The 22,903-nt window shown below is 63.2% G+C and carries 26 protein-coding genes; 16 read left to right on the plus strand and 10 right to left on the minus strand.

The features are described from left to right. The first annotated feature begins 57 nt into the window (after positions 1-57). Entirely contained in the window at positions 58-1,521 is a 1,464-nt protein-coding gene (locus ACR0BA_RS02250) for a carnitine 3-dehydrogenase (RefSeq protein ID WP_480726250.1), read from the plus strand. Continuing rightward, on the plus strand, positions 1,518-2,279 hold the full coding sequence (locus ACR0BA_RS02255; protein WP_480726251.1) for an SDR family oxidoreductase: 762 nt from the start codon (positions 1,518-1,520) through the stop codon (positions 2,277-2,279). The genes ACR0BA_RS02250 and ACR0BA_RS02255 overlap by 4 nt, the downstream gene beginning before the upstream one ends. Here the strand turns inward: ACR0BA_RS02255 and ACR0BA_RS02260 are convergent. Further along, positions 2,276-2,458 carry a hypothetical protein gene (locus ACR0BA_RS02260; protein ID WP_093962276.1) on the minus strand — a complete coding sequence of 61 codons (183 nt, stop codon included), beginning with the start codon at positions 2,456-2,458 and terminating at the stop codon, positions 2,276-2,278. The two genes, ACR0BA_RS02255 and ACR0BA_RS02260, sit on opposite strands and share 4 nt — an antisense overlap. A 90-nt stretch (positions 2,459-2,548) precedes the next feature. Further along, the gene (locus ACR0BA_RS02265) at positions 2,549-3,415 is read right to left on the minus strand and encodes a helix-turn-helix domain-containing protein (RefSeq protein ID WP_480726253.1); all 867 of its coding nucleotides are present in this window, start codon (positions 3,413-3,415) and stop codon (positions 2,549-2,551) included. 111 nt (positions 3,416-3,526) lie between these two features. Here ACR0BA_RS02265 and ACR0BA_RS02270 point away from each other — a divergent pair, with 111 nt between their 5' ends. The 3 genes from ACR0BA_RS02270 to ACR0BA_RS02280 are packed head-to-tail and all read left to right on the plus strand — an operon-like array spanning position 3,527 to position 5,549. Then, on the plus strand, positions 3,527-3,730 hold the full coding sequence (locus tag ACR0BA_RS02270) for a DUF2061 domain-containing protein (RefSeq protein ID WP_149774534.1): 204 nt from the start codon (positions 3,527-3,529) through the stop codon (positions 3,728-3,730). Further along, on the plus strand, positions 3,723-4,625 hold the full coding sequence (locus ACR0BA_RS02275; RefSeq protein ID WP_480726254.1) for a fatty acid desaturase: 903 nt from the start codon (positions 3,723-3,725) through the stop codon (positions 4,623-4,625). Before ACR0BA_RS02270 ends, ACR0BA_RS02275 begins: the two co-directional genes overlap by 8 nt. Before the next feature lie 21 nt (positions 4,626-4,646). After that, positions 4,647-5,549 carry an EamA family transporter gene (locus ACR0BA_RS02280; protein WP_480726256.1) on the plus strand — a complete coding sequence of 301 codons (903 nt, stop codon included), beginning with the start codon at positions 4,647-4,649 and terminating at the stop codon, positions 5,547-5,549. A 61-nt stretch (positions 5,550-5,610) separates the two neighbouring features. On the opposite strand, the gene ACR0BA_RS02285 is transcribed toward ACR0BA_RS02280, so the two are convergent. The 3 genes from ACR0BA_RS02285 to ACR0BA_RS02295 form a co-directional block, all read right to left on the minus strand. Beyond that, the gene (locus tag ACR0BA_RS02285; protein ID WP_480727445.1) at positions 5,611-6,999 is read right to left on the minus strand and encodes a DEAD/DEAH box helicase; all 1,389 of its coding nucleotides are present in this window, start codon (positions 6,997-6,999) and stop codon (positions 5,611-5,613) included. Positions 7,000-7,184: 185 nt separating this feature from the next. Continuing rightward, positions 7,185-8,126 (minus strand): glycosyltransferase family 2 protein, encoded by a 942-nt coding sequence (locus ACR0BA_RS02290; RefSeq protein WP_480726257.1) that lies wholly within the window; start codon positions 8,124-8,126, stop codon positions 7,185-7,187. 43 nt (positions 8,127-8,169) lie between these two features. Further along, the gene (locus ACR0BA_RS02295; RefSeq protein ID WP_170338819.1) at positions 8,170-9,777 is read right to left on the minus strand and encodes a peptide chain release factor 3; all 1,608 of its coding nucleotides are present in this window, start codon (positions 9,775-9,777) and stop codon (positions 8,170-8,172) included. A 109-nt stretch (positions 9,778-9,886) separates the two neighbouring features. On the opposite strand from ACR0BA_RS02295, the gene ACR0BA_RS02300 reads away from it, so the two are divergent. From ACR0BA_RS02300 to ACR0BA_RS02330, 7 genes are all read left to right on the plus strand, one after another. Then, positions 9,887-10,249, plus strand: coding sequence for a nuclear transport factor 2 family protein (locus ACR0BA_RS02300; RefSeq protein WP_093962268.1), 363 nt, complete (start codon positions 9,887-9,889; stop codon positions 10,247-10,249). Positions 10,250-10,324: 75 nt separating this feature from the next. Continuing rightward, entirely contained in the window at positions 10,325-11,104 is a 780-nt protein-coding gene (locus ACR0BA_RS02305) for an SDR family oxidoreductase (protein ID WP_170363330.1), read from the plus strand. A gap of 2 nt (positions 11,105-11,106) precedes the next feature. Then, the gene (locus ACR0BA_RS02310; RefSeq protein WP_480726259.1) at positions 11,107-12,219 is read left to right on the plus strand and encodes a hypothetical protein; all 1,113 of its coding nucleotides are present in this window, start codon (positions 11,107-11,109) and stop codon (positions 12,217-12,219) included. An 86-nt stretch (positions 12,220-12,305) separates the two neighbouring features. After that, complete coding sequence (locus ACR0BA_RS02315; RefSeq protein WP_170338320.1) at positions 12,306-13,391, plus strand: ABC transporter ATP-binding protein; 1,086 nt, start codon at positions 12,306-12,308, stop codon at positions 13,389-13,391. A gap of 123 nt (positions 13,392-13,514) precedes the next feature. Next, on the plus strand, positions 13,515-14,297 hold the full coding sequence (surE, locus tag ACR0BA_RS02320; protein ID WP_480726261.1) for a 5'/3'-nucleotidase SurE: 783 nt from the start codon (positions 13,515-13,517) through the stop codon (positions 14,295-14,297). Beyond that, entirely contained in the window at positions 14,294-14,944 is a 651-nt protein-coding gene (locus tag ACR0BA_RS02325) for a protein-L-isoaspartate(D-aspartate) O-methyltransferase (protein ID WP_170338827.1), read from the plus strand. The genes surE and ACR0BA_RS02325 overlap by 4 nt, the downstream gene beginning before the upstream one ends. A 63-nt stretch (positions 14,945-15,007) precedes the next feature. After that, the gene (locus ACR0BA_RS02330; RefSeq protein WP_480726263.1) at positions 15,008-16,159 is read left to right on the plus strand and encodes a LysM peptidoglycan-binding domain-containing protein; all 1,152 of its coding nucleotides are present in this window, start codon (positions 15,008-15,010) and stop codon (positions 16,157-16,159) included. Positions 16,160-16,202: 43 nt separating this feature from the next. Here the strand turns inward: ACR0BA_RS02330 and ACR0BA_RS02335 are convergent, their stop codons facing one another. Together ACR0BA_RS02335 and ACR0BA_RS02340 are read right to left on the minus strand one after the other, a co-directional pair. Then, positions 16,203-16,874, minus strand: a complete 672-nt coding sequence (locus ACR0BA_RS02335) for a helix-turn-helix transcriptional regulator (protein WP_480726265.1) — start codon at positions 16,872-16,874, stop codon at positions 16,203-16,205. Between the two features lie 21 nt (positions 16,875-16,895). Continuing rightward, positions 16,896-17,201 (minus strand): hypothetical protein, encoded by a 306-nt coding sequence (locus ACR0BA_RS02340; RefSeq protein ID WP_149774521.1) that lies wholly within the window; start codon positions 17,199-17,201, stop codon positions 16,896-16,898. A 219-nt stretch (positions 17,202-17,420) separates the two neighbouring features. On the opposite strand from ACR0BA_RS02340, the gene ACR0BA_RS02345 reads away from it, so the two are divergent. From ACR0BA_RS02345 to ACR0BA_RS02360, 4 genes are all read left to right on the plus strand, one after another. Next, positions 17,421-17,636, plus strand: coding sequence for a twin-arginine translocase TatA/TatE family subunit (locus ACR0BA_RS02345; RefSeq protein WP_170338833.1), 216 nt, complete (start codon positions 17,421-17,423; stop codon positions 17,634-17,636). Between the two features lie 6 nt (positions 17,637-17,642). Then, complete coding sequence (tatB, locus tag ACR0BA_RS02350; protein ID WP_170358981.1) at positions 17,643-18,101, plus strand: Sec-independent protein translocase protein TatB; 459 nt, start codon at positions 17,643-17,645, stop codon at positions 18,099-18,101. Next, entirely contained in the window at positions 18,098-18,979 is an 882-nt protein-coding gene (tatC, locus tag ACR0BA_RS02355) for a twin-arginine translocase subunit TatC (RefSeq protein ID WP_170390335.1), read from the plus strand. The genes tatB and tatC overlap by 4 nt, the downstream gene beginning before the upstream one ends. A gap of 115 nt (positions 18,980-19,094) precedes the next feature. Further along, on the plus strand, positions 19,095-19,937 hold the full coding sequence (locus tag ACR0BA_RS02360; protein ID WP_480726267.1) for an ATP-binding protein: 843 nt from the start codon (positions 19,095-19,097) through the stop codon (positions 19,935-19,937). A 57-nt stretch (positions 19,938-19,994) separates the two neighbouring features. On the opposite strand, the gene ACR0BA_RS02365 is transcribed toward ACR0BA_RS02360, so the two are convergent. The 3 genes from ACR0BA_RS02365 to purF all read right to left on the minus strand — a co-directional run bounded on the left by ACR0BA_RS02365 (position 19,995) and on the right by purF (position 22,578). Next, the gene (locus tag ACR0BA_RS02365; RefSeq protein ID WP_480726269.1) at positions 19,995-20,642 is read right to left on the minus strand and encodes an SDR family NAD(P)-dependent oxidoreductase; all 648 of its coding nucleotides are present in this window, start codon (positions 20,640-20,642) and stop codon (positions 19,995-19,997) included. 42 nt (positions 20,643-20,684) lie between these two features. Next, entirely contained in the window at positions 20,685-20,933 is a 249-nt protein-coding gene (locus ACR0BA_RS02370) for a hypothetical protein (RefSeq protein WP_093962257.1), read from the minus strand. Positions 20,934-21,117: 184 nt separating this feature from the next. After that, positions 21,118-22,578 (minus strand): amidophosphoribosyltransferase, encoded by a 1,461-nt coding sequence (gene purF / locus ACR0BA_RS02375; RefSeq protein WP_093962976.1) that lies wholly within the window; start codon positions 22,576-22,578, stop codon positions 21,118-21,120. Between the last annotated feature and the right edge of the window lie 325 nt (positions 22,579-22,903).

The following is a 22,903-nucleotide window of genomic DNA, read 5'->3' on the forward strand; positions in this document are numbered from 1 at the left end:
CTGTCGAATAACGATGGCCCCCGGTGCGGCCTGGACGTTCGGGGCGAAGGAGAGAAGATGAAGACGGCAGCGATCATCGGTGGTGGCGTGATCGGCGGCGGATGGGCCGCGCGGTTTCTGCTGAATGGCTGGAACGTGCGGGTGTTCGACCCGGACCCCGAGGCCGAGCGAAAGATCGGCGAGGTCCTGGACAACGCGCGGCGGTCGCTGCCCGGGCTGAGCGATGTGCCGCTGCCGCCCGAAGGCGCGCTGAGCTTTCATGGCGACATGGCCGACGCGGTGCAGGGGGCCACTTGGATACAGGAGAGCGTGCCCGAGCGTCTGGATCTGAAGCGGAAGGTCTACAAGGGGCTACAGGAGGCCTGTGATCCGGGGGCGATCATCGGGTCCTCGACCAGCGGGTTCAAACCATCCGAGCTGCAGGAAGGCGCGCTGCGGCCCGAACAGATCGTGGTGACGCACCCGTTCAACCCGGTCTATCTGCTGCCGCTGGTCGAATTGGTGCCCTCGGCCGTCAACCCGCCTGAACAGGTCGGGCAGGCCAAGGACGTGTTGCGCTCGGTCGGTTTTTTCCCGCTGCAGGTCCGCAAGGAGATCGACGCGCATATCGCCGACCGGTTCCTCGAGGCCGTCTGGCGCGAGGCGCTGTGGCTGGTCAAGGACGGCGTGGCCACGACCGAGGAGGTGGACGAGGCGATCCGGATGGGCTTTGGCATCCGCTGGGCGCAGATGGGCCTGTTCGAGACCTATCGCGTGGCCGGGGGCGAGGCCGGGATGCGGCACTTCATGGCCCAGTTCGGCCCGGCGCTGAAATGGCCCTGGACCAAGCTGATGGATGTGCCCGAGTTCACCGATGATTTGGTCGATATGATCGCCGACCAGTCGGACGCGCAATCGGGGATGCACTCGATCCGCGAGTTGGAGCGCATTCGTGACAACAATCTGGTGGGCATGATGCGGGCGCTGAAGGCGCGCGACTGGGGCGCGGGGGCAGTGCTGAACCAGCATGACGCGCTGCTGAAGCCGGGTGCCCTGCCGACGCTGGATCAGGCGGATCTGAGCCAGCCGATCCTGACTCTGGCCCGCGCGGTGCCGCTCGACTGGACCGACTACAACGGCCACATGAACGAGGCGCGGTATCTCGAGGCCTTTGCCGCCGCGACCGACCGCTTCATGGAGATCATCGGCTGCGATGCCGACTACATCGCCTCGGGCGGCAGCTATTTCACCGCTGAAAATCACATCCGGTATCTGGACGAGGCCCATGCCGGGGCGAAAATCGAGGTGCGCACCCAGATGCTGTTGGGGCAGGGCAAGAAGCTGCACCTGTTCCACAGCATGTACGAGGGCGACAAACTGCTCGCCACGGGCGAGAGCTTTCTGCTGCATGTCAGCCTGGAAACCCGTCGGCCCTGTGCGCCGTCGCCGCAGATCGAAGCCGCAATGGCCCGCATCGCCGAAGCGCAGGCCGGATTGCCCTATCCCGAGGGCGCAGGGGCGGCGATCCGCAAACCGTCATGACCGGTCGGGTTCTGATCACCGCCGGGGCCTCGGGCGTGGGGCGCGCGATGGCCGAAGCGTTCGACGCCGCCGGCGCGCAGGTCTGGGTGGCGGATGTGGACGCCGAGGCGTTACGGGCCTGCCCGGATCACTGGGGGTGGTCGCAGGTAGATGTATCGGATGAGGCTGCCGTCGCAGAGCTGTTCGGCGAGATCGCGGTGCAGTGGGGCGGTTTGGACGTTCTGTGCGCGAATGCGGGGGTCGCGGGGCCGACCGCATTGGTCGAAGATGTGGCGCTAAGCGATTGGAAAAAATGTATTTCCGTCAATCTGGACGGGGCGTTTCTGTGCGCAAAATACGCGGCGCCGATGCTCAAACGGCAGGGGCGCGGCGTGGTGCTGATCACATCCTCGACCGCCGGGCAGTACGGCTATCCCAACCGCGCGCCCTATGCGGCGGCGAAATGGGCGGTGATCGGGTTGGGCAAGACCCTGGCGATGGAGCTGGGGCCGCACGGCGTGCGCTGCAACGTCATCTGCCCCGGCGCGGTGGAAGGCCCTCGGATGGAGGGCGTGCTGCAGCGCGAAGCGGCCGCCAAGGGCATGACCCGCGATCAGGTCTATCGGGGCTATGCGGCGGGTACTTCGATGGGCCGCTTCGTCGAAGCGCATGACATTGCCGCCATGGCGGTGTTCCTGGCCTCGGATGCGGCACGGTTGGTGTCGGGGCAGGTCATCGCCGTCGATGGGCATACCGTGAACCCCGACCCCAAGCTTTAGCCCTGGTTTGGGCCGCGCATCTGGCGGATCGAGGCGCGGACGGCCTGCCAGTTCTGTGCCTCTTCCACGTTTCCGGCGGCTTCGAATTCGCGGGCTTTCTGGGCGGCTTCGGCCTCGGCCTTGTCGCCATGCGCCGAATACAGGGCGCGCGCGTATTGAGCGGTTTTGAGAGCGTCCATTCCTGATATCCTCCTTTGGGTCGGATCGTTCGGATTTTCGCGCACCTCAATATAGGGGATCAGGTGGGAAATTGCACCCGTGGACTGGCGTTACCCGGCCGAAATGGCCGCGCGCAGCTGGCGAAGATGGGTCGGAAAATGCCGGGCAGTAAGATCAGATTCGCGGACCAAGGTATCGAAATGGCGCGTAAAAACCTCGATCCGGTCCCGGTCGCGGAAGGCCATGTAATGGCTGCCTGCATAGAAAACGCAGAGCAGCGGACCAAAGATGGTGACCGGCGCGGAATAGAGTCGCTTGGCATCGAACAGGTAGATGCGCATGCGCGGATACAGCTGCTCGCACAGCTCCAGCATGTGATCGATCTGGTCCAGCCGCTCATTCAGGGGCAGCCCGTCATAATAGCCGGTGCCATGCGCAAAGCTGTGAATCTCGTACAGCGGCATGGCGATTTCATAGTCAGACTGGGCACCGCGCATCCAGGTCAGGCGGTCCTCGGAAGCGCCGATGGCCTGGTCAGCGGTTCGGCCCAGATGCGGCGCGTATTCCCATTCCAGCACGGCGCGGGTTTTCAGCATGTCGGGCAGGGTGGCCGGAACATAGCGGATCTTGTAGCCCGCGGCCTGCTGGTGCCATTCAAATATGCGTTCGTCCACCAGCGCGCGGGGGGCCTCGGTCATGGTCAGCGAACTGGCCAGCAACTCGGCCGCGCTCTCGGGTCGGTCCGACAGGCTGAGCAGCCAATCCGCCGACACCCCCAGAGCCGAGGCGCAGCTGCCCACCACATGGGCGTTGGGCAGGCGCGCGCCCGTATCGGTCAGCAACTGGGACACGGTCGAGCGATCGACCCCGATGGTGCGCGCCAGTGCGCTTTGGCTCATCTTCCGCTGGTCCATCGCGCGGGCCAGGCGCAGGCGGAACTGCGCGGCGCGGTCTCGTTTGTCGAAATTTTCCTGCATGTGATGATAAATATCACGGTCGCTGAGATTTGTTAATCATATTCGGAATTCTCGACAGGGCCGGCGGCAGGTAACGCTTATGTGAAAACCAAAAAAAGACTGGGGACCGGAATGGAAACGCGGCGAAGATCTGTCGTGAAGGCAATCATTTGGAATGCGATGGGCCTTGCGGTCATGACCGTGGTGGGGCTGATCGCCACCGGCTCGGCCGCCGTCGGAGGCGTATTGGCGGTGGTGAACACGGCCATCGGGCTGACGCTCTACGTGATTTACGAACGCATCTGGGCCGGAATTTCTTGGGGGCGGCATGGCTGAGGCGACCACCCCAAAATCCCCCGAATGGCCGACCTTTGCCCTGATCGTAGCCTGCTATGCCCTTTGGCTGATTGCGATTTTCGGCGTGGCGGCGTGGTCGCTGTGGCTGGCGGTGCCGATGATGGGTGTCGTCGCGGCGCTGCATTCTTCGCTGACGCATGAAGCGCTGCACGGCCACCCGTTCCGTGCAAAGTGGTTGAACGAGGCGCTGATGGCGCTGCCGCTGACCCTGTTCATCCCCTACAACCGCTTCCGCGATCTGCATCTGGCGCACCATCAGGATGCCAACCTGACCGACCCCTATGACGATCCGGAGTCCAACTATCTGGACCCGGCGGTCTGGATCAGGCTGCCGCGGTGGCAGCGGTGGGTCTATCAGGCGAACAACACGCTGTCGGGGCGCATGGCGCTGGGTCCGATCATCGGCCAGTTGGCTTTTCTGCGCGACGACTGGCGCGGTGCGGTGCGCGGGGACCGCGACATCTGGCTAGCCTGGGCTTTCCATCTGCTCGGCGTGGCGGTGGTTCTGTGGGTCGTGGCGCAATCAGCGATGCCGGTCTGGGCCTTTGTCCTTTCGGCCTATCTGGGACTTTCGCTGGTCAAGATCCGCACCTTTCTGGAACACCGCGCGCACGAAAAGTCGCGCGCCCGCACGGTGATTGTCGAAGACCGAGGGCCGCTTGCCTTTCTGTTTCTGAACAACAACTTGCACGTCGTTCATCACATGAACCCGGCGGCGCCATGGTATCGGTTGCCCGCGCTCTATCGCCGAGGGAAAGAGCGCTATCTGGCCTGCAACGAGGCCTATGTCTATCGTTCCTACGGGCAGGTTTTCCGGCAGTATATCTGGCGCGCCAAGGATCCGGTGGCGCATCCGCTCTGGCCAAAACCTTGATTTGACGACAGAAGGGAAGTCATGAGTTTGTGGATTCCCGTAACCTTGGCCGCCGCCACCTTTCAGACGGTGCGCTTCATGCTGCAGAAATCGCTGAGCAGCGTGAAGCTGTCGGCGACCGGCGCGACCTTTGCGCGCTTTGCCTACTCGATGCCTCTGGTGCTGCTGGGTCTGGCAGGAGCGATCCGGCTCAGCGGTCTGCCGCTGCCGGCGCTGCCGCCTCTGTTCTGGCTTTATGCCGCCATCGGCGGGCTGTCCCAGATCCTTGCCACGATCTGCGTCGTGGCGCTGTTCAAACAGCGCAACTTTGCCGTCGGCATCACCTTCAAGAAAACCGAGGTGATCCAGACCGCAATCGTCGGTTTCGTCGTGCTGGGCGACCGGGTTTCAACCGGTGCGTTCGGGGCCATCCTGCTGGGGCTGCTGGCGGTTCTCCTGTTGTCGAAAACACCGGGCGGCAGTGGGGCGTGGTGGCGTCACCTAACCAACCGCGCCTCGCAACTGGGGTTGGGATCGGGCGTCTTGTTCGCCTTTTCTGCGGTCAGCTATCGCGGCGCGTCGCTGCAACTGGGCGATGGCGAGGCCTGGTTTCGGGCGCTGGTGACGCTGGCGGTCGTGGTCTCGATCCAGTTCCTGTCTATGGCGCTGTGGCTGGTTTGGCGCGACCGGGCCGAGCTGCGCGCGGTGTGGGACACGCGGCGCACCGGTATCTTTGTCGGGCTGACCAGCCTGGGCGGGTCGTTCTGCTGGTTCTGGGCCTTCAGCCTGCAGAACGCAGCCTACGTCAAAGCGCTGGGGCAGGTGGAGCTGATTTTCAGCCTCATGGCCTCGGTTCTGGTGTTCCGCGAGACGGTGACCCAGCGCGAGATTGCGGGGATGGTCCTGCTGGGCCTTTCGATCCTGATCCTGGTCGCCGCGATCTGAGATGCAAAAAAAGGCGCGCGGAGGTCCGTGCGCCTTCTGAACTTTTTGCCATGCAGGCGGGTCAGCCCGCGCGGCGTTCGTCAAAGCTGAGTGCGATGAAGCTGGGCAAGTGATCGCCCATGCCGACGACGGCCGGACCGCCATCGTCGCGACGTCCACGGCCTTTGCCACGCTTTTCCTTGGCAGGTTTGTCGTTCGACGCGGCGTCCTTGGCGGGCTTGTCCTTCTTGACCTCGTCCTTGCGGGTCGAGGCGCGCGATTTCTTTTCGGGCTTTTTGTCCTCGGCCTCGGCCCGTTCGGCCTGAACCGGGTTGTCCAGACGCGGGATTTCCTTCTGGATCAGTTTCTCGATCGCATCCAGCGCCTTTTCATCGCGGGCCGAGCAGATGGTGATCGCCTTGCCCTCGCGCCCGGCGCGGCCGGTGCGGCCGATGCGGTGCACATAGTCCTCGGGGTGGCTGGGCACGTCGAAGTTGAACACATGGCTGACCGACGGAATGTCGAGCCCGCGCGCGGCCACGTCAGACGCCACCAGCAGACGTACCGAGCCGTCGCGGAACCCGTCCAGCGTCTTCATCCGCTGCGACTGGTCCAGATCGCCGTGGATCGGCGCGGCGTTATAGCCGTATTTCTTGAGCGATTTCGCGGTGATGTCCACATCGGTCTTGCGGTTGCAGAAGATGATGGCGTTGGTGCATTTGTCACCTTCGGCATCGATCAGCGCGCGCAGGACCTTGCGCTTGGTGCTGCCCTCACGGTCGCGGCGGCCGCCTTTGACCATCACGACACCCTGTTCGATGGTCTCGGACGCGGTGGCCTGACGGGCCACTTCGATCCGGGCCGGGGCGGACAGGAACGTGTCGGTGATCCGCTCGATCTCGGGCGCCATGGTAGCCGAGAAAAACAGCGTTTGCCGGGTAAAGGGCGTCAGCGAGAAGATGCGTTCGATATCGGGAATGAACCCCATGTCCAGCATCCGGTCAGCCTCGTCCACGACCATGATCTGCACGCCGGTCAGCAGCAGCTTGCCACGTTCGAAATGGTCCAGCAGACGGCCGGGCGTGGCGATCAGCACGTCGACGCCGCGGTCGATCAGGGCCTCTTGTTCCTTGAAGCTGACGCCGCCGATCAGCAGCGCTTTGGTCAGCTTCAGATGCTTAGTGTAGGTGTCGAAGTTTTCCGCCACCTGCGCCGCCAGTTCCCGCGTCGGGCACAACACCAGCGAACGCGGCATCCGCGCCCGGGCGCGGCCGCGCGCCAGCAGAGTGATCATCGGCAGGGTAAAGCTGGCGGTCTTGCCAGTGCCGGTCTGGGCGATGCCCAGAACGTCTCGCCCTTCCAGCGCCGGTGGGATGGCGCCTTCCTGGATCGGGGTCGGGGTTTCGTAGCCGGCTTCCTCAATAGCTTTGAGGACCTTGGGGTTCAGGTTCAGATCGTTGAATTTCGTCATGTATGTCCGGTTCATGCGGACACTGACCTGGCCCGCGCGTATGAAAAATGCCGGGCCCGGATGGCCATGCGCACCATGCGCGTTTCGGCTTGGATGCGGACATAACAAAAAGGTGTGGCAGGGTCAAATGAAGACAGTTTCATCTATACCGCTACATCGCGTCACTGGCGATTTCGTGCAACAATTCAGCAGCTTCCGGGAAAGTGTTTCTGCAGCTTTTCCTCAAGATCAAGCGGTCGGTGCTTGATGAGGCCCCGTTCCTGCAGGCGCGCGCGAACCTGCGGGTCGGTGGCGCTGAGTTCGTCAAAGAACTTGCGCAGACCTTGCTCGCCTTCTTCGGCCTCGATCCAACTGAGCAGTTCGTTCATGTTCAACCCGCCCCGATCGCGATGTACGTTCGGAGCCATGCCGGGCTGGTACGAGCCGCGTTCCAGTCGAAACCGATAGTGTGACCACCAATGCTCCCAATCCGGGGCGTGGCGGTGGCACAGGTCGATCTGCGGCATCTCGGTCTTGCAGGGCAAGATGACCTTGTTCTGAAACAGATTGTGGATGCGATAATTGAGGTTCTCCATCCCCGTGCGCACGAACAGCTTGCCCTGTACGTGGCTAAGAAAGCCGCCCAGAACGAAAGCGCCGTAGTTTGGATAGATCGTCTCGACAAGCGCTTCGCGTTCGGGGCCCTGGGGGATGAACGCTTTGTAGAGATCGTTGCCGCAGGCCAGGGCCTCGATCGGACGAACCCGAACCGCGTGCACCGTTTCGGGCACTTCGCCCAGCAAGTCCGCGATGGGGGCCGTGGGCCACAGGAACTCGTCCACATCTATATGCGCTAGCCAATCGAGATCGGTGTGGCGATAGGTAAAGGTCGCATGAACGGTCTGGCGGACCTGGTGGCGCTCGGGCTTGTCTCGTTTGCGCGCTGCCCAGAACGCATCGTCGCAGATGCGGACGGTCACCTTGGGGTGGCGGCGCAGGGGGCGAAAAGCCCGCCGGTTGGGCTCATCAAGGTAGAGGTAGAGGTGATCCGCGCCCAGATCCAGGTGGTAGGCCGCAAAACTCAGAATGTCGCGGGCCGATCCACGCACCGTCGAGACGATGCCCCAGCTCGGCCCGGCTGCGGTCATGCGATGACGGCCTCTGTCGCTTTGGCGGGGGGCGGGGTCAGCATCAGGTCATCATTTCCTTGGTCGCGGTAAGCGTCAGTTTGGGATAATCGCGCACCACGCGGTCGATGTCCCATTGCAGGCGGGTGAGATAGACGATGTCGCCATCGTGATCGAGAGCAATGTGCTGCTTGTTCGCATTTACGAACTTCTCGACCTCAGCCTTGTCGCCCGACACCCAGCGCGCACTAGTGAATTGCGAGGCCTCGAACCGCACCGGCAGGCCGTATTCCAGCTCGATCCGGCTGGCCAGCACCTCGAACTGCAGCGCGCCCACCACGCCGACGATAAAGCCCGAGCCGATCGAGGGTTTGAACACCTTGGCCGCGCCTTCCTCGGCAAACTGCATCAGCGCCTTTTCCAGGTGCTTGGCCTTCATCGGATCGCCCGCGCGCACGCCCTGCAACAGCTCGGGCGCGAAGGATGGAATTCCGGTAACGCGGATCGCCTCGCCCTCGGTCAGAGTGTCACCGATGCGCAGCTGGCCGTGGTTGGGGATGCCGATGATATCGCCGGCCCATGCCTCGTCGGCCAGTTCCCGGTCAGAGGCCAGAAACAGAACCGGGTTCGTGATCGCCATGGGCTTCTTGCTGCGCACATGGGTCAGCTTCATGCCGCGCTTGAAGTGGCCGCTGGCCATGCGGACAAAGGCCACCCGGTCGCGGTGCTTGGGGTCCATGTTGGCCTGCACCTTGAAGACAAAGCCCGCCACCTTTTTCTCGTCCGGCGAAATCTGGCGCGGTTCGGCCGATTGCACCTGCGGCTGCGGTCCATAGGCACCGATGCCTTCCATCAGTTCCTTGACGCCGAACGAGTTGATGGCCGAGCCGAACCAGATCGGGGTCATGTGGCCTTCAAGCACCGCCTGCGGGTCCAGCGCAGGCAGCAATTCGCGCGCCATCTCGACCTCTTCCAGAAGCTTGTCCAGCAGTTCTGCGGGCACATGCTCGGCCAGTTTGGGGTCGTCCAGCCCGTTGATCTCGATGCTTTCGGCCACCTTGTTGCGGTCGGCGCGGTCCATGAGTTCCAACCGGTCACGCAGCATGTCGTAGCAGCCGATGAAATCGCGCCCCACGCCGATGGGCCAGCTGGCCGGGGTCACGTCGATGGCCAGCATTTCCTGGATCTCGTCGATGATTTCGAACGTATCGCGGCTCTCACGGTCCATCTTGTTGCAGAAGGTCAGGATCGGCAGATCGCGCAGGCGGCAGACCTCGAACAGCTTCTGCGTCTGGCTTTCCACGCCTTTGGCCCCGTCAATCACCATGACCGCGGCGTCAACGGCGGTCAGCGTGCGATAGGTGTCCTCGGAAAAGTCCGAGTGACCGGGTGTGTCCACCAGGTTGAACCGGTAGGGGCCATAGTCAAACGACATGGCCGAGGCCGAGACCGATATACCCCGGTCCTTTTCCATTTGCATGAAGTCCGACCGCGTACGCCGTGCCTCGCCCTTGGCGCGCACCTGTCCGGCCATCTGGATAGCACCCCCATACAGAAGGAACTTTTCGGTCAGGGTCGTCTTGCCCGCATCCGGGTGCGAGATGATGGCAAAGGTCCGGCGCCGCGCGATCTCGGGCGGCAGGGTGGGTTGGTTCGAGGCGGTATCAAGCATGAAGGCGCGTATAGGCGGGGAATCCTGCCGAGGCAAGACAAAGGGGGTGGTTCGAATCAGGTGGATATGCCAATAAGAACATATAGTGAACAAATAATGGAGTGGATCAATGAATTTGAAAGAAATCGCCCAGGAACTGGTGGCGGGTTGCCGCGAAAACCGCGCCAAGGAGAATCTGGACAAGTTGTATGCAGCCGATGCCGTCTCGGTCGAGGCGATGGACATGCAGGGCATGGGCCGCGAGACCCACGGCATCGAGGGCATCCGCGGCAAGCATGATTGGTGGGAAAGCGCGCACGAGGTCTCGGGCGCGTCGGTCAGCGACCCGTTCCTGCATGGTGAAAACAGCTTTGCCGTGATTTTTGAAGTGCAGGGCAAGGTGAAGGAAAGCGGTGAAGCTTTCGACATGCGCGAGGTCGGCGTCTATCACGTGGTCAACGGCAAGATCGTGCGGGAAGAGTTCTTCTACTGATTTGCCGACGCCAATCTGGTCATCCCTGTCTGGCCGGTGCTAGACATGCGGGTAACAAATGACAGGGGGGATCACATGGATCTGGGACTACAAGGAAAACGCGCGCTGGTCTGTGCCAGCAGCAAGGGCTTGGGGCTGGGCTGCGCCGAGGCGCTGGCCGCCGAGGGTGTCGATTTGGTGATGAACGCACGTGGGCCTGACGCGCTGGAGGCGCAGGCCGACCGGTTGCGCGCCGATTACGGTGTCGAGGTGCAGACGGTCGCCTGCGACGTGACCACGCCCGAAGGCCAGGCGCAGGTGATCGAGGCCGCGCAGGGCGTTGATATCCTTGTGACAAACGCCGGTGGTCCGCCGCCGGGCCTGTGGTCCGACTGGGATCGCGACGATTTCATCAAGGCGCTGGATGCCAACATGCTGACGCCGATCGCCTTCATGAAGGCGCTGTTGCCGTCAATGATGGACAAGGGTTGGGGCCGGGTGGTGAACATCACCTCGCAATCTGTGCGGGCGCCCATCGCGGTGCTGGGCCTGTCGAACGCTGCGCGCACGGGGCTGACCGGCTATGTGGCCGGAACCGCGCGGCAGGTTGCGCCCTACGGCGTGACCATCAACAACCTGTTGCCCGGCATTCATGCCACCGACCGGGCGGACTCGCTGGATGCCGGGGTTTCGGCGCAGAAGGGCATCTCGCTGGACGAGGCACGGGCCGAGCGCGCGGCCACGATCCCGGCGCGGCGCTATGGTACGCGGCAGGAATTCGGCGCGACTTGCGCGTTTCTGTGCTCGCAACATGCCGGGTTCATCGTGGGGCAGAACATCCTGCTGGATGGTGGCGCGACCAACCTGACGATGTGACCGTGGCGCAGGGGTTTTCGCTGAAGGATCAGCTGTTCAACGCGGAAAAGGCCCGTTACCTGGCCGGCCTGTTCACGCAGGCCGACCCCGGTTTTGACGGTGAGTCGTTCGAGGCTCGGGTCATGTCGCGCCTACCGGAGCTGGAGCTGAAGCAGCGGATCGCGTGGATTGCCGATTGTTTGCAGACGGCCTTTCCCGGCGCAGTGCCCGACGTGGCCCCGGTGATCCTTCGGGCGTTGCCACCGCCTCTGGACCCGTCCCTGAGTGATGACGATTTCGGTGACTTCATCTTTGCCCCATTGGGCGAGTGGGTGGCGCAGGTCGGCGCGGACCATCCCGACGTGGCGCTGGATGTGCTTGCAGAGATCACTCAGCGATTTTCGATGGAATGGGCGATCCGGCCATTCTTGAACGGCCATCCCGATCTGGTGCTGGACCGGATGCAGGACTGGTGCGGGCATTCCAGCTATCACGTCCGGCGGCTGGTCTCCGAAGGCACGCGCCCGCGGCTGCCCTGGGGGCAGGCGGTCGGGCTGGACCTGTCGGACCCGCTGCCACTGCTGGATCGGTTGCACTCGGATCCGACGCGTTATGTCACGCGGTCGGTGGCGAACCATCTCAACGACATCACCAAGAAAGACCCCGACTTGGCATCGAACCGCCTGAAGGCGTGGCATGCCTCGGGCGCGCAGGAGGCCGGCGAGATGCGGTGGATCACCGCACACGCGCTGCGCGGGCTGGTCAAGTCCGGCCATGACGGGGCGATGGCGCTGCTGGGCTACGATCCCGACGCACCTTTGGAGGTGGATGTTGCGGTGAATGGCGAGGCCCGCATCGGCGGGGTTCTGGAGTTCACCGTCTCGGTTTCAGGGCCTGATGATCAACCGGTCTTGATTGACTATATCGTGCATTTTCAGCGACCTGGCGGGAAAATCTCACCTAAGGTTCACAAGCTCAAGCAGGCCAATCTGTCAGATGGCCGCCTGCGGCTGAGCAAGCGTCACAAACTCAAGGGCGACGCCACCACGTTTCGGCTGGTTCCGGGGCCGCACAGGCTTGAGATTCAGGTCAACGGCAAGGTCCGCGCGGGCGTGCCGTTCGAGCTGCTGACCTAGCGCCTCTCTTGCGCCCGATGGGCGGGGTTGTTATCCCGGCGCAAGCCCGATGAATTTGATCGGGAAAAGGCAATTGGGGTCCGTCGGTGGCAATCAACACAGCTCCTCCGCGATTGGAAATCCGCAATCTGGTCTGTCGGTTCGGCGGGCGCACGGTGGTGGATGATGTCTCGCTGACTGTTCAGGCGGGGCAGGTGACCTGTCTGCTGGGCCCGTCGGGCTGCGGCAAATCCACTACGTTGCGGATGATTGCCGGCGTCGAAATGCAGGACTCGGGCGAAATCTACGTCGATGGCAAGTTGGTCTGTGACACGGTGTTCAGGGTGCCGCCGGAACGTCGCGAGATCGGACTGATGTTCCAGGATTTCGCTTTGTTTCCGCACCTCAGCGTGGCCGACAACGTGGCTTTTGGCCTGAAGGGGGCCAAAGAGCAAAAACGGGAACGTGTCGAAGAGTTGCTGAGAAAGGTCGACCTGATCCGCCATATCGACGGGTTTCCGCATCAACTGTCAGGGGGCGAGCAGCAGCGGGTCGCGCTGGCCCGAGCGTTGGCGCCGCGTCCGCGGATCATGCTGATGGACGAGCCGTTTTCTGGCCTCGACAACCGTCTGCGCGACGGCATCCGCGACGAGACCCTCGCCATCCTCAAGGAAGAGGACGCCGCCGTGCTGCTGGTCACGCACGAGCCCGAAGAAGCGATGCGCATGGCCGACGAGATTGCACTGATGCGCCGCGGCAAGATCGTGCAGCAGGGTGCGCCCTACAATGTCTACACCCGACCCGTAGACAAGGCTGCCGTGGCATTTTTTAGTGATGTCAATGTGTTGCAGTCCCAGGTGAATGGAGCATTGGCGCAAACGCCATTTGGTCAATTCCTGGCACCGGGTGTTCCTGATGGCACTGACGTCGAAATCGTTTTCCGCCCTCAGCATGTGCGGCTGGACTTTGATCGCAATGGCAAGGGACCGCTGCCGACGGCGACCGATGGCGTTGCAGCCCGCGGCGTGGTCGAGCGCGCTCGCTTTCTGGGCAACGAAAGCCTGATCGAGTTTCGGATGGACTATGACGGCTCGATCCTCAAGGCGACCGTCCCGAACGTGTTCGTGCCCAATCCGGGCCGGGTGATGTGGTTGACCATCCGGCGGGATCGCTGCTTCGTTTTTCCAGCCTAGACGCCGCAACCGGTCGATTTCCCGGCGAGTGGTGCGCGAATGCCGCAGAATGCGCCGGGGCATCGCTTGCCGCATCCTTTGGGGCCGTCTATCAAGGGCGAAACGCGGGGGCACAGGCAGGCAATGCGCATACTTCTGACAAATGACGACGGGATCAACGCCCCGGGCCTGATCGCGCTCGAGGCGATTGCTGCGGATGTCGCCGGCCCGGATGGTGAGGTCTGGATCGTGGCTCCGGCTTTCGAACAGTCAGGGGTCGGGCATTGCATCAGCTATACCCATCCCATGATGGTGGCCAAACTGGGCGAGCGTCGTTACGCGGCCGAAGGGTCGCCGGCCGACTGCGTACTGGCCGGGCTTCATGACGTGATGAAGGACGCGCGACCTGATCTGGTTCTTTCAGGCGTGAACCGGGGCAACAATTCGGCCGAGAACACTTTGTATTCCGGCACGATCGGCGGCGCGATGGAGGCAGCACTCCAGGGCATTCCGGCGATCGCCTTGTCGCAGTATTTTGGTCCGCGCAATCTTGGGTTGGACGACCCGTTCGAGGCCGCCACGCGGTTCGGAGCGGACCTGGTACGACGCATTCTTGAGGCTGATCCGCCCGCGCAGGAAGACTACCGCCTGTTTTACAACGTGAATTTCCCTCCGGTGCCTGCCGATGAAGTTCTTGGTACCCGCGTCGCGCGTCAGGGATTCCGACGCGACACGCATTTTGGGGTGGAACCGCACAGCTCGCCCTCGGGCCGCCGTTTCCTGTGGATCAAGGGGGGCTATCAGCACAACCCGACGGCTCCGGGAACGGATGCTGCGGCGAACCTGGACGGCTATATCTCGGTCACGCCGATGCGGGCCGACCTGACCGCCGATGATGCGCTGGAGGCGTTGAAGACGATCGAATGACCGGACTGGACCCTGAAACCAAGATGCAGTTCCTGTTCGCCCTGCGGTCTCGCGGGGTGACGGATGCGCGTGTTCTGGACGCGATGGAGCAGATCGACCGCGGCAAGTTCGTGCGGGGCCTGTTCGCCGAGCGTGCCTACGAGGACACGCCGCTGCCGATTGCATGCGGCCAGACGATCAGCCAGCCCTCGGTCGTGGGCCTGATGACGCAGGCGCTGCAGGTCACGCCGCGCGACAAGGTGCTCGAGGTGGGGACGGGGTCGGGGTATCAGGCTGCAGTGCTGTCCAAGCTGGCGCGGCGGGTCTACACCGTGGAACGCCACAAGCGTCTGGTACGCGAAACCGGTGAGCTGTTTCGCGAGTTGGGTCTGACGAATATCACGGCGATGCTGTCAGATGGATCTTTTGGGTTGCCCGAACAGGCTCCTTTTGACCGCATCATTGTCACCGCCGCAGCCGAGGACCCGCCGGGCCCGCTCTTGGCGCAGCTCAAAATCGGCGGTATCATGGTGTTGCCCGTTGGGCAGTCGGATGCGGTTCAGACCCTGATACGGGTCACCAGAACCGAGACCGGGCTGGAATATGACGAACTGTTGCCTGTTCGGTTCGTGCCCTTGCTGGAAGGGCTTGGAAAGGACGAGGCGTAACGTAGGTTTAGGAATTGGGCGCCAGAACCCCGGCAAACAGGGGCAGGTGTTGAGGACAGTGATATGAGAGCAGTTTCCAAGTCAGTCTTGGGTCGTGGAACAACGGCGATGGTGGCCGCGCTGGTGCTTGCCGGTTGCGAAGGCCCGCTGGATTACGACCTGCGCGGTCAGGTCGGCGGTTTTTCGACCACTCCGGCCGCACAATCAGCCACCAAGAACCGACCGGCGCCGGACAGCCGTGGCGTGATCACCTATCCGACATATCAGGTTGCCGTCGCGCAACGGGGTGACAACGTCGCCGCCGTGGCTGCGCGGGTCGGTCTGCCCGAGGCCGAGCTGGCCCGGTTCAACGGTCTCAAGCCCACCGACCAGCTGCGCGAGGGCGAGGTGCTGGCCTTGCCACGGTCCGTCGGCGCCGGAGCGGGGAACGTCGATATCGCCTCGATTGCCACGACCGCGATTGATCAGGCGCCGGACACGGGCGGCGTGCGGGTCACGAACCTTGAGCCGGCCAAACCGGCACCCGTCACCTCGACGGACGAGCCGATCCGGCATAAGGTCAAGCGGGGTGAGACGGCCTATACCATTTCGCGCCTGTATCAGGTTCCGGTCGATGCGCTGGCTGAATGGAACGGTTTGGGTTCGGACTTCGCCGTGCGCGAAGGGCAGTTTCTGCTGATCCCCGTCAAGAATCAGGCTGCACCGCGCCAAGCTGCCGCCGCAGCGCCCACGGCGACCACCGAACCGGGGCAGGGATCGCCCACCCCGACGCCGCCCAGTGCAACGCAGCCGCTGCCGGACGAAAAAGTCGCGCCGTTGACGCCCGCTCCGGACGTGACGGCCGAGGCCCCGACGAATTCCAGCTCGTCAGCCTTGGCTCTGCCGGTAACTGGCAAGATCATTCGCCCGTATGCCAAGGGCAAGAACGAAGGGATCGACATCGCCGGTTCGCCCGGTGCATCGGTCAAGGCGGCCGAAGCCGGTACCGTGGCGGCCATTACGGCGGATGCGGATCAGATCCCGATCATCGTCGTCAAGCACACCAACGATTTGCTGACGGTCTACGCGAATGTCGAGAACATCTCGGTCAAGAAGGGCGACCGGGTCAGCCGCGGCCAGAGCATTGCCAAGCTGCGCGGGGGTGAGAACGCCTATGTGCACTTCGAGGTACGCAAAGGGTTCGAGTCCGTCGACCCCGAAACCTATCTGCGCTGAGGGTCTGAGCGCCGTTCCAAGTAGCCTTGCGCGAAAAACGGGATCAGGCGGTCGGGTTGTAGTCAGCCAGCCGCTTTCCCGGCTCGTCCGCAAATATCTCGGGCAGCGGTGTGACGCTTTCGATCAGGTCGATGCGGAACACGCGGAAGGCGTCGCGCAGCTCGCACCAGGCGGTCAGGGTCCAGACCCGGCCCCAGTATTCCATGTGCAGGGGGCGGATCGTGCGTTCGGTCAGGGTTCCGTCGATTCGCCGGTAGGTCAGCCGCAGCTTCTGGCGCGATTTGATGGCCGCCCGGATCGGAGCCATATGCGCCAGCCCGCGCGCGGCATCGGCAAAGGGGTAGACGGCGAATTTCCACGCATCCGCCTCGGCCACCACCTGGGTGGGCAGTACCGCGTCGATCTTGGCGGCCAGCGACTCGGCGGCGGCCTTCAGGTCGAGGTCGGCGGCCTCGGCCACGATCGCCATGCCGAGGTTCAGGGCCTCAAGCTCGGCCGGGGTGAGGTTCAGCGGGGGCAGGGTGATCTGCTCGCGCACCATGTATCCCACGCCGCGTTCACCCTCGACCGGGACGCCCGACGCCACCAGCGTGTCCATGTCGCGATAGATGGTGCGGACCGAAACCTCGAGCCGGTCCGCGATGTCCTGCGCGCGGTGCAGTTTGCCGTCGCGCAGGATCTGGATGATGTCGAACAGGCGGTCAGTGCGGCGCATGACACGCCGTCCGGACCGCGATCAGGCGGTCATGTTCCATAGCACTTTCTCGTGACGCATCTGGATGCTGGCGGGGTCGATGGCCGCCATCAGACCGGCGGCAAAATCCTGCTGCGGGAACTGCGCGGCGGCGTCCTGCGCGGCCTTCATGTCGGTCCAGATGACATAATCGGTCCAGCGGCCATCCTCGCCCTGGCTCAGCTGTCGGTGGGCAAAGCCCGGGGCCGCGCGCACGAAGGCCTCGGTCGTCTGGCTGAGCCTGACGAACTCCTCCGGCGTGGTGCCATCGGCGAGGGTGAAGGTGACGATTTCAGCAACATGGGTCATGTGAGTCTCCGTTGACCAGGTTTCGATGCCCTGTTCCTAGTCGCCTGCAACTGACATAAACCTGTCAGTAGAGAATTGCCAGCCCGCAAAAAGCGCCCGAGCGGCCCGGATTTGAACGCGGATTTGACTTGCGTCACTTTTTTCGGCGGCCCGGTGGGCGTAGACAGGCTTCCAGATCACATTCCCGGCGCGGCGCGCCGACGTAGAAGGAGAAGAGACATGCTCAACAATATCGGCCTTCCCGGCCTGCTGCTGATCGCCGTCGTGGTGCTGGTGCTGTTCGGCCGCGGCAAGATCAGCTCGTTGATGGGTGAAGTGGGCAAGGGCATCACCGCATTCAAGAAAGGCGTCAAGGACGGTACCGAAGAGATCGAACAGGACGCGTCCGAGCTGGCCAAGGATGTCACGCCCGAGTCCGACAAAGACAAGGTCTAATCGCCCATGTTTGATCTGGGCTGGACCGAGCTTCTGGTCATCGGCATCGTTGCCCTGATCGTCGTGGGGCCCAAGGACCTGCCGGTTCTGTTCCGCAATGTCGGACGGTTCGTCGGCAAGGCCCGCGGCATGGCGCGCGAGTTCTCAAGCGCCATGAACGAGGCGGCCGACCAGGCGGGCGTGAATGACATAAAGAAAGGACTGGACGCGGCCACCAACCCGGTGGGCAGTGCGATGGACGGCGTCAAGCAGGCGGCCCAGGACATGGCCAAGAGCATGGACCCGACCAAGTTCGACCCCGACAGCGAAACCGGCAAACTTGCTGCTGAGCGCGCCGAGCAGGCCAAGAAGATCCAGGCCTCAACCGCCCGTGCGGCTGCCGAGCGCAAAGCGAAAGAAGCCGCCGAGGCCCTGGCCAAGGCTGAAGAGGCCGAAGCCGCGCTGAGAACCGAAGGCAAGACATGAGCAAGACCGACGAGATCGAAGATACCTCGGCCCCCCTGATCGAGCATCTGGCCGAGCTGCGCACGCGGCTGATCCACAGCGTCGTGGCATTTTTGATCGGTATGATCATCTGTTTCACGGTAGCCACGCCGATCTTCAACTTTCTGACCCAGCCCCTGTGCGATGTTCTGTCCGAGCGGGGACAGGACTGCGACCTGATCTTCATTTCGCCGCAGGAGGGCTTCTTCGTGGCGATCAAGGTCTCGCTCTTGGGTGGGTTCATTCTGGCCTTTCCGTATATCGGTATGCAGATGTGGCGGTTCGTGGCGCCGGGGCTCTATCGATCCGAGAAGAACGCCTTCCTGCCGTTCCTGCTGGCCTCGCCCTTCATGTTCCTGCTGGGCGCGAGCTTTGCCTTTTACGTGGTCACGCCGCTGGCCTATGACTTCTTCCTTGGGTTCCAGCAATTCGGGGCCGAGGGTGAGGCCTTAGCGGATGGTGCCACTGCGCCGCTGAGCGTGGTTTTCCAGGGTTCGGCACAGGAATACCTGAACCTGACGATCAAGTTCATCGTGGCCTTTGGCCTGTGTTTCCAGCTGCCGGTTCTGTTGACCCTGATGGGCAAGGCCGGGCTGGTCAGCGCCGAAGGCTTGGGCGCGGTGCGCAAATATGCCGTGGTGGGCATTCTGGTTCTGGCCGCCATCGTGACCCCGCCGGACGTGATCACCCAGATCATCCTGTTCGTCGTGGTCTATGGCCTGTACGAGATCTCGATCTTCCTGGTGGCCCGGGTCGAGAGAAAGCGTGAAGAACAGCTGCGGGCCGAAGGCTACTATGACGATGAAGAAGCCGCCGATGATGCGATGATGGACGAGTTTGACGCAGAAGACGGCAAATAAACCCGAGCAGTAAATGGGGAAGGGCGTGCCTTGGCGGGTGCGCCCTTTCTTCATCCGGGTCTTGTTGGCGGCCCGTGAACGTGGTTGAAATCGGCCGCAAGACTTCGGAGGACCCATGGACGACCAAGCCCTGAACCGCATCACCGACGCCTTGGAGCGCATGGCCCCGGCGCCGTTGGCCGCGCCCGATTTCTCGGCCGCGCCCGCCTTTGTCTGGCACATCGGGCCCGACCGGCTTGAGCCGGTGCACAATGTCAACCGCGTCGATCTGGATCTGCTGGTGGGCATCAACCGGTCGCGCGATACGCTGCTGGACAACACGCGCCGCTTCGCTGCCGGGTACAAGGCCAACAACGCGCTGTTGTGGGGTGCCCGCGGCATGGGCAAGTCCAGCTTGGTCAAGGCGGTGCATGGGACCCTTCAGCCCGAGTTTCCCGACCTGAAGCTGGTCGAACTTCAGCGCGAGGACATGGGCTCGGTCGCGCGGTTGCTGAACCACCTGCGCGCCGCACCTTACCGGTTCATCCTGTTCTGCGATGACCTGTCGTTCAGCCATGACGACCAGCACTACAAATCGCTGAAGGCCGTGCTGGACGGCGGGATCGAGGGCCGGCCCGAAAACGTGGTGTTCTATGCCACGTCAAACCGCCGCCACCTGATGCCGCGTGACATGATCGAGAACGAGCGCTCGAGCGCGATCAACCCGTCCGAGGCGGTCGAGGAAAAGGTTTCGCTGTCCGACCGGTTCGGCCTGTGGCTGGGGTTCCACCCCTGCGATCAGGACGAATACCTTGCGATGATCGACCGGTATTGCGCGGCCTATGGCGTCAGCGTCGATGCCGACGTACTGCGGGCAGAGGCGATCGAATGGCAGGCCACGCGCGGCGCGCGTTCGGGCCGGGTGGCGTGGCAGTTCTTTGTCGATCTGGCGGGCCGGCAGGGCGTTCACATCGAATGAAAACGGCGCCCGCTTGGGGCGCCGCAACATCTTTCCCGTCGATCTGACCGAAAGGTCTCAGCCCAGCATGGACAGCAGGCGCGCTGCCTCGTCCGAGGGGCTGGCCAGCTTCGACCGGTCCTCACCGGGGAAGAAACGCGCGCGCAGGGCTGTGGCCATCGGCCTGGGCTGCAACACATGAACCTTCGGCCCGGTGCGCACGGTTTCGGCGGCCCAGCTGCGCGCCATGGCGATCTGCGCGGCCTTGGTTGCGCCGTAGGTGGCGCAGAACTTCTCGCCGGCACGCGGGTCGTCAAAGAATACGGCCTGTCCAGCCTCACCCAGCAAGGGCGCGACATAGGGGATCAGCACCGAAGTTGCCGAGGCGTTCACGTCCACGGACTTTTGCCAATCCTTGGGGTCGATGAAATTTGCGGGCGTCAGCGGTGCGGTGTGGATGGCCGTATGCAGCCACAGGTCCAGCTTGCCCCAGCGGTCATGGATGCCCCGGCACAGCGTAGCCATGGCATTGGGGTCGGCGATGTCCATCGGCGCCAGGGTGGCCGCGCCCCCTTTGGCCTTGATGCGGTCATCCAGGTCTTCCAGCCCGCCGGTGGTACGGGCAACGGCGACGATGTGATACTCGGGCGCCAGCGCCTCCGCCAGAGCGGCACCAAGGCCGCGCGACGCGCCGGTAATAAGTGCGGTTTTGGTCTGATCGGTCATGCGCGGGGTTTGAACCCAAGCGCGCAGCCCGTCAAGCCCGGATCAGCTTCCGGGGATGGCGATGCGCTGGGTCCGGCCGCTTTGTCGCAGCATGATGCCGTCTTTGTCGATGGCCACGATCGTGCCCGAACCAAAGCGGCTGCCTGTCTTGACCTCTTTCACCCGTCCAGACGATGAGCGCATCAGGGCGCGCATGTCGTTCTGCGGGCCAAAGACGCCCAGGACGGTCGTACCATTCTTGCTGAGCGCGCCCTTTTGGGTGGCCGCGCTGTCGACTCTGGGATTTGCCATTTAAACTGGCCGGCCCGGTGGCCCGGCCTCCGTGTGATTGCGTGAGTGAGCAGCCGGTTGGCTAGCAGAGCCAAAGGGGAAGGAAAAGCCGGTGCAGCAGGTTTCGGCCATGTTTCGCCACGCCGATCCGGCCCATGAAAAAAGGGGCCCTGCGGCCCCTTGGAGAAGTCTCTGAATTTCGGCCTTATTCGGCCGCCGGTTGCATCTTGAACCCTTGTTCAACCATGTCCGCCGGAGTGACGGGATACTCGCCCGAGAAGCATGCATCGCAGTATTGCGGGCAGTCCTTGCTGCGGCCCTGCGATTCGCCGACCGCCCGGTACAGCCCGTCCAGCGAGATGAACTTGAGGCTGTCGACCGCCAGATGCTTGGTCATTTCTTCCTCGGTCATCGTGGCGGCCAGCAGCTTTTCGCGCTGTGGGGTGTCCACGCCGTAGAAACAGGGCCAGGCCGTGGGCGGCGAGGCGATGCGGAAATGCACCTCTTTCGCGCCGGCATCCAGGATCATTTCCTTGATCTTGCGGCTGGTCGTGCCGCGCACGACCGAGTCGTCGACCAGTATCACCCGCTTGCCCTCGATCAGGGCGCGGTTCACGTTCAGCTTGAGCCGCACGCCCATGTTGCGGATCTGTTCGGTGGGTTCGATGAAGGTGCGGCCCATGTATTGGTTGCGGATGATCCCCATCGCATAGGGGATGCCCGACTCCAGCGAGTAGCCAATGGCCGCGGGCGTGCCGCTGTCGGGCACGGGGCAGACCAGATCCGCCTCGACGGGGCTTTCCTTGGCCAGCTCGCGCCCGATGGCTTCGCGTGTCTCATAGACCGAGCGTCCACCCAGAATCGAGTCTGGGCGCGAGAAGTAGACATGCTCGAAGATACAGAACTTGCTGGGTTGCCGGCGGAACGGGAAGTGGCTCTCAACACCGTTCTGGGCATTGATCACAACCATTTCGCCGGGTTCGATCTCGCGCAGGAATTCGGCACCGATGATGTCCAGGGCACAAGTTTCCGAGGCCAGGCACCAGCCATCGCCGATTTTGCCCAATACCAGCGGGCGCACACCCAGAGGATCGCGGACGCCGATCAGCTTCGTGCGGGTCATGGCGACCACCGAGAAGGCACCCTCGACCCGGCGCAGCGCGTCCTCCATCCGTTCGGGGATGTTGCGCTGTAGCGAGCGGGCCATCAGGTGGATGATGCATTCGCTGTCGGACGAGCTTTGGAAAATCGAGCCGCGCTCGATCAGCTCGCGTCGCAGGGCGTTGGCGTTCGTGATGTTGCCATTGTGCGCAATCGCGGCGCCGCCCATCGAAAACTCGCCGAAGAATGGCTGTACGTCACGGATGGCGGTCTGGCCCTTGGACCCGGCCGTGGAATAGCGCACATGGCCGATCCCGATCGGCCCGGGCAGGCTTTCCATCACGTCGGACGAAGTAAAATTGTCGCGCACATAGCCAAATCGACGGGCCGAGTTGAAGCCGAGTTCAGGATCATGGGTGACGATCCCGCCGGCTTCCTGCCCGCGGTGCTGCAGGGCATGCAGACCAAGAGCAACGAAATTGGCGGCATCCTTGACGCCGACGACCCCGAAAATCCCGCATTCCTCGCGGAGCTTGTCATCATCGAACGGGTGGGCGGGGGGCATCTGCGGGCTATGCAAGACAGGCAGCTCCGATTCCATGGCGAGTTGGCCCTCACATAATGCCTAATGCCCCCCATGTCACCAAAGGATCATAATTCGTTTTGCCGCAGGCCGGGTTTCTGGTTTGATGGGGCCGCGAACATGAGTGTTTCCCGTGTTTTGAACGCGCTGCGTGGCATGACGCCGGCAGCATTTGACCGAGGACAAAACAGGTATGTGGCAGGGACGACCGAGCCAGAAAAAGGACGAGCACGTCAAACGCCGGTGCCATCGGTGCCGCGGAATGGGACGTGCCCCTTGCCAGATATGCAATGGCAAGGGCGAAGTC

This window comes from Ruegeria sp. CI5 (genome assembly GCF_056536885.1).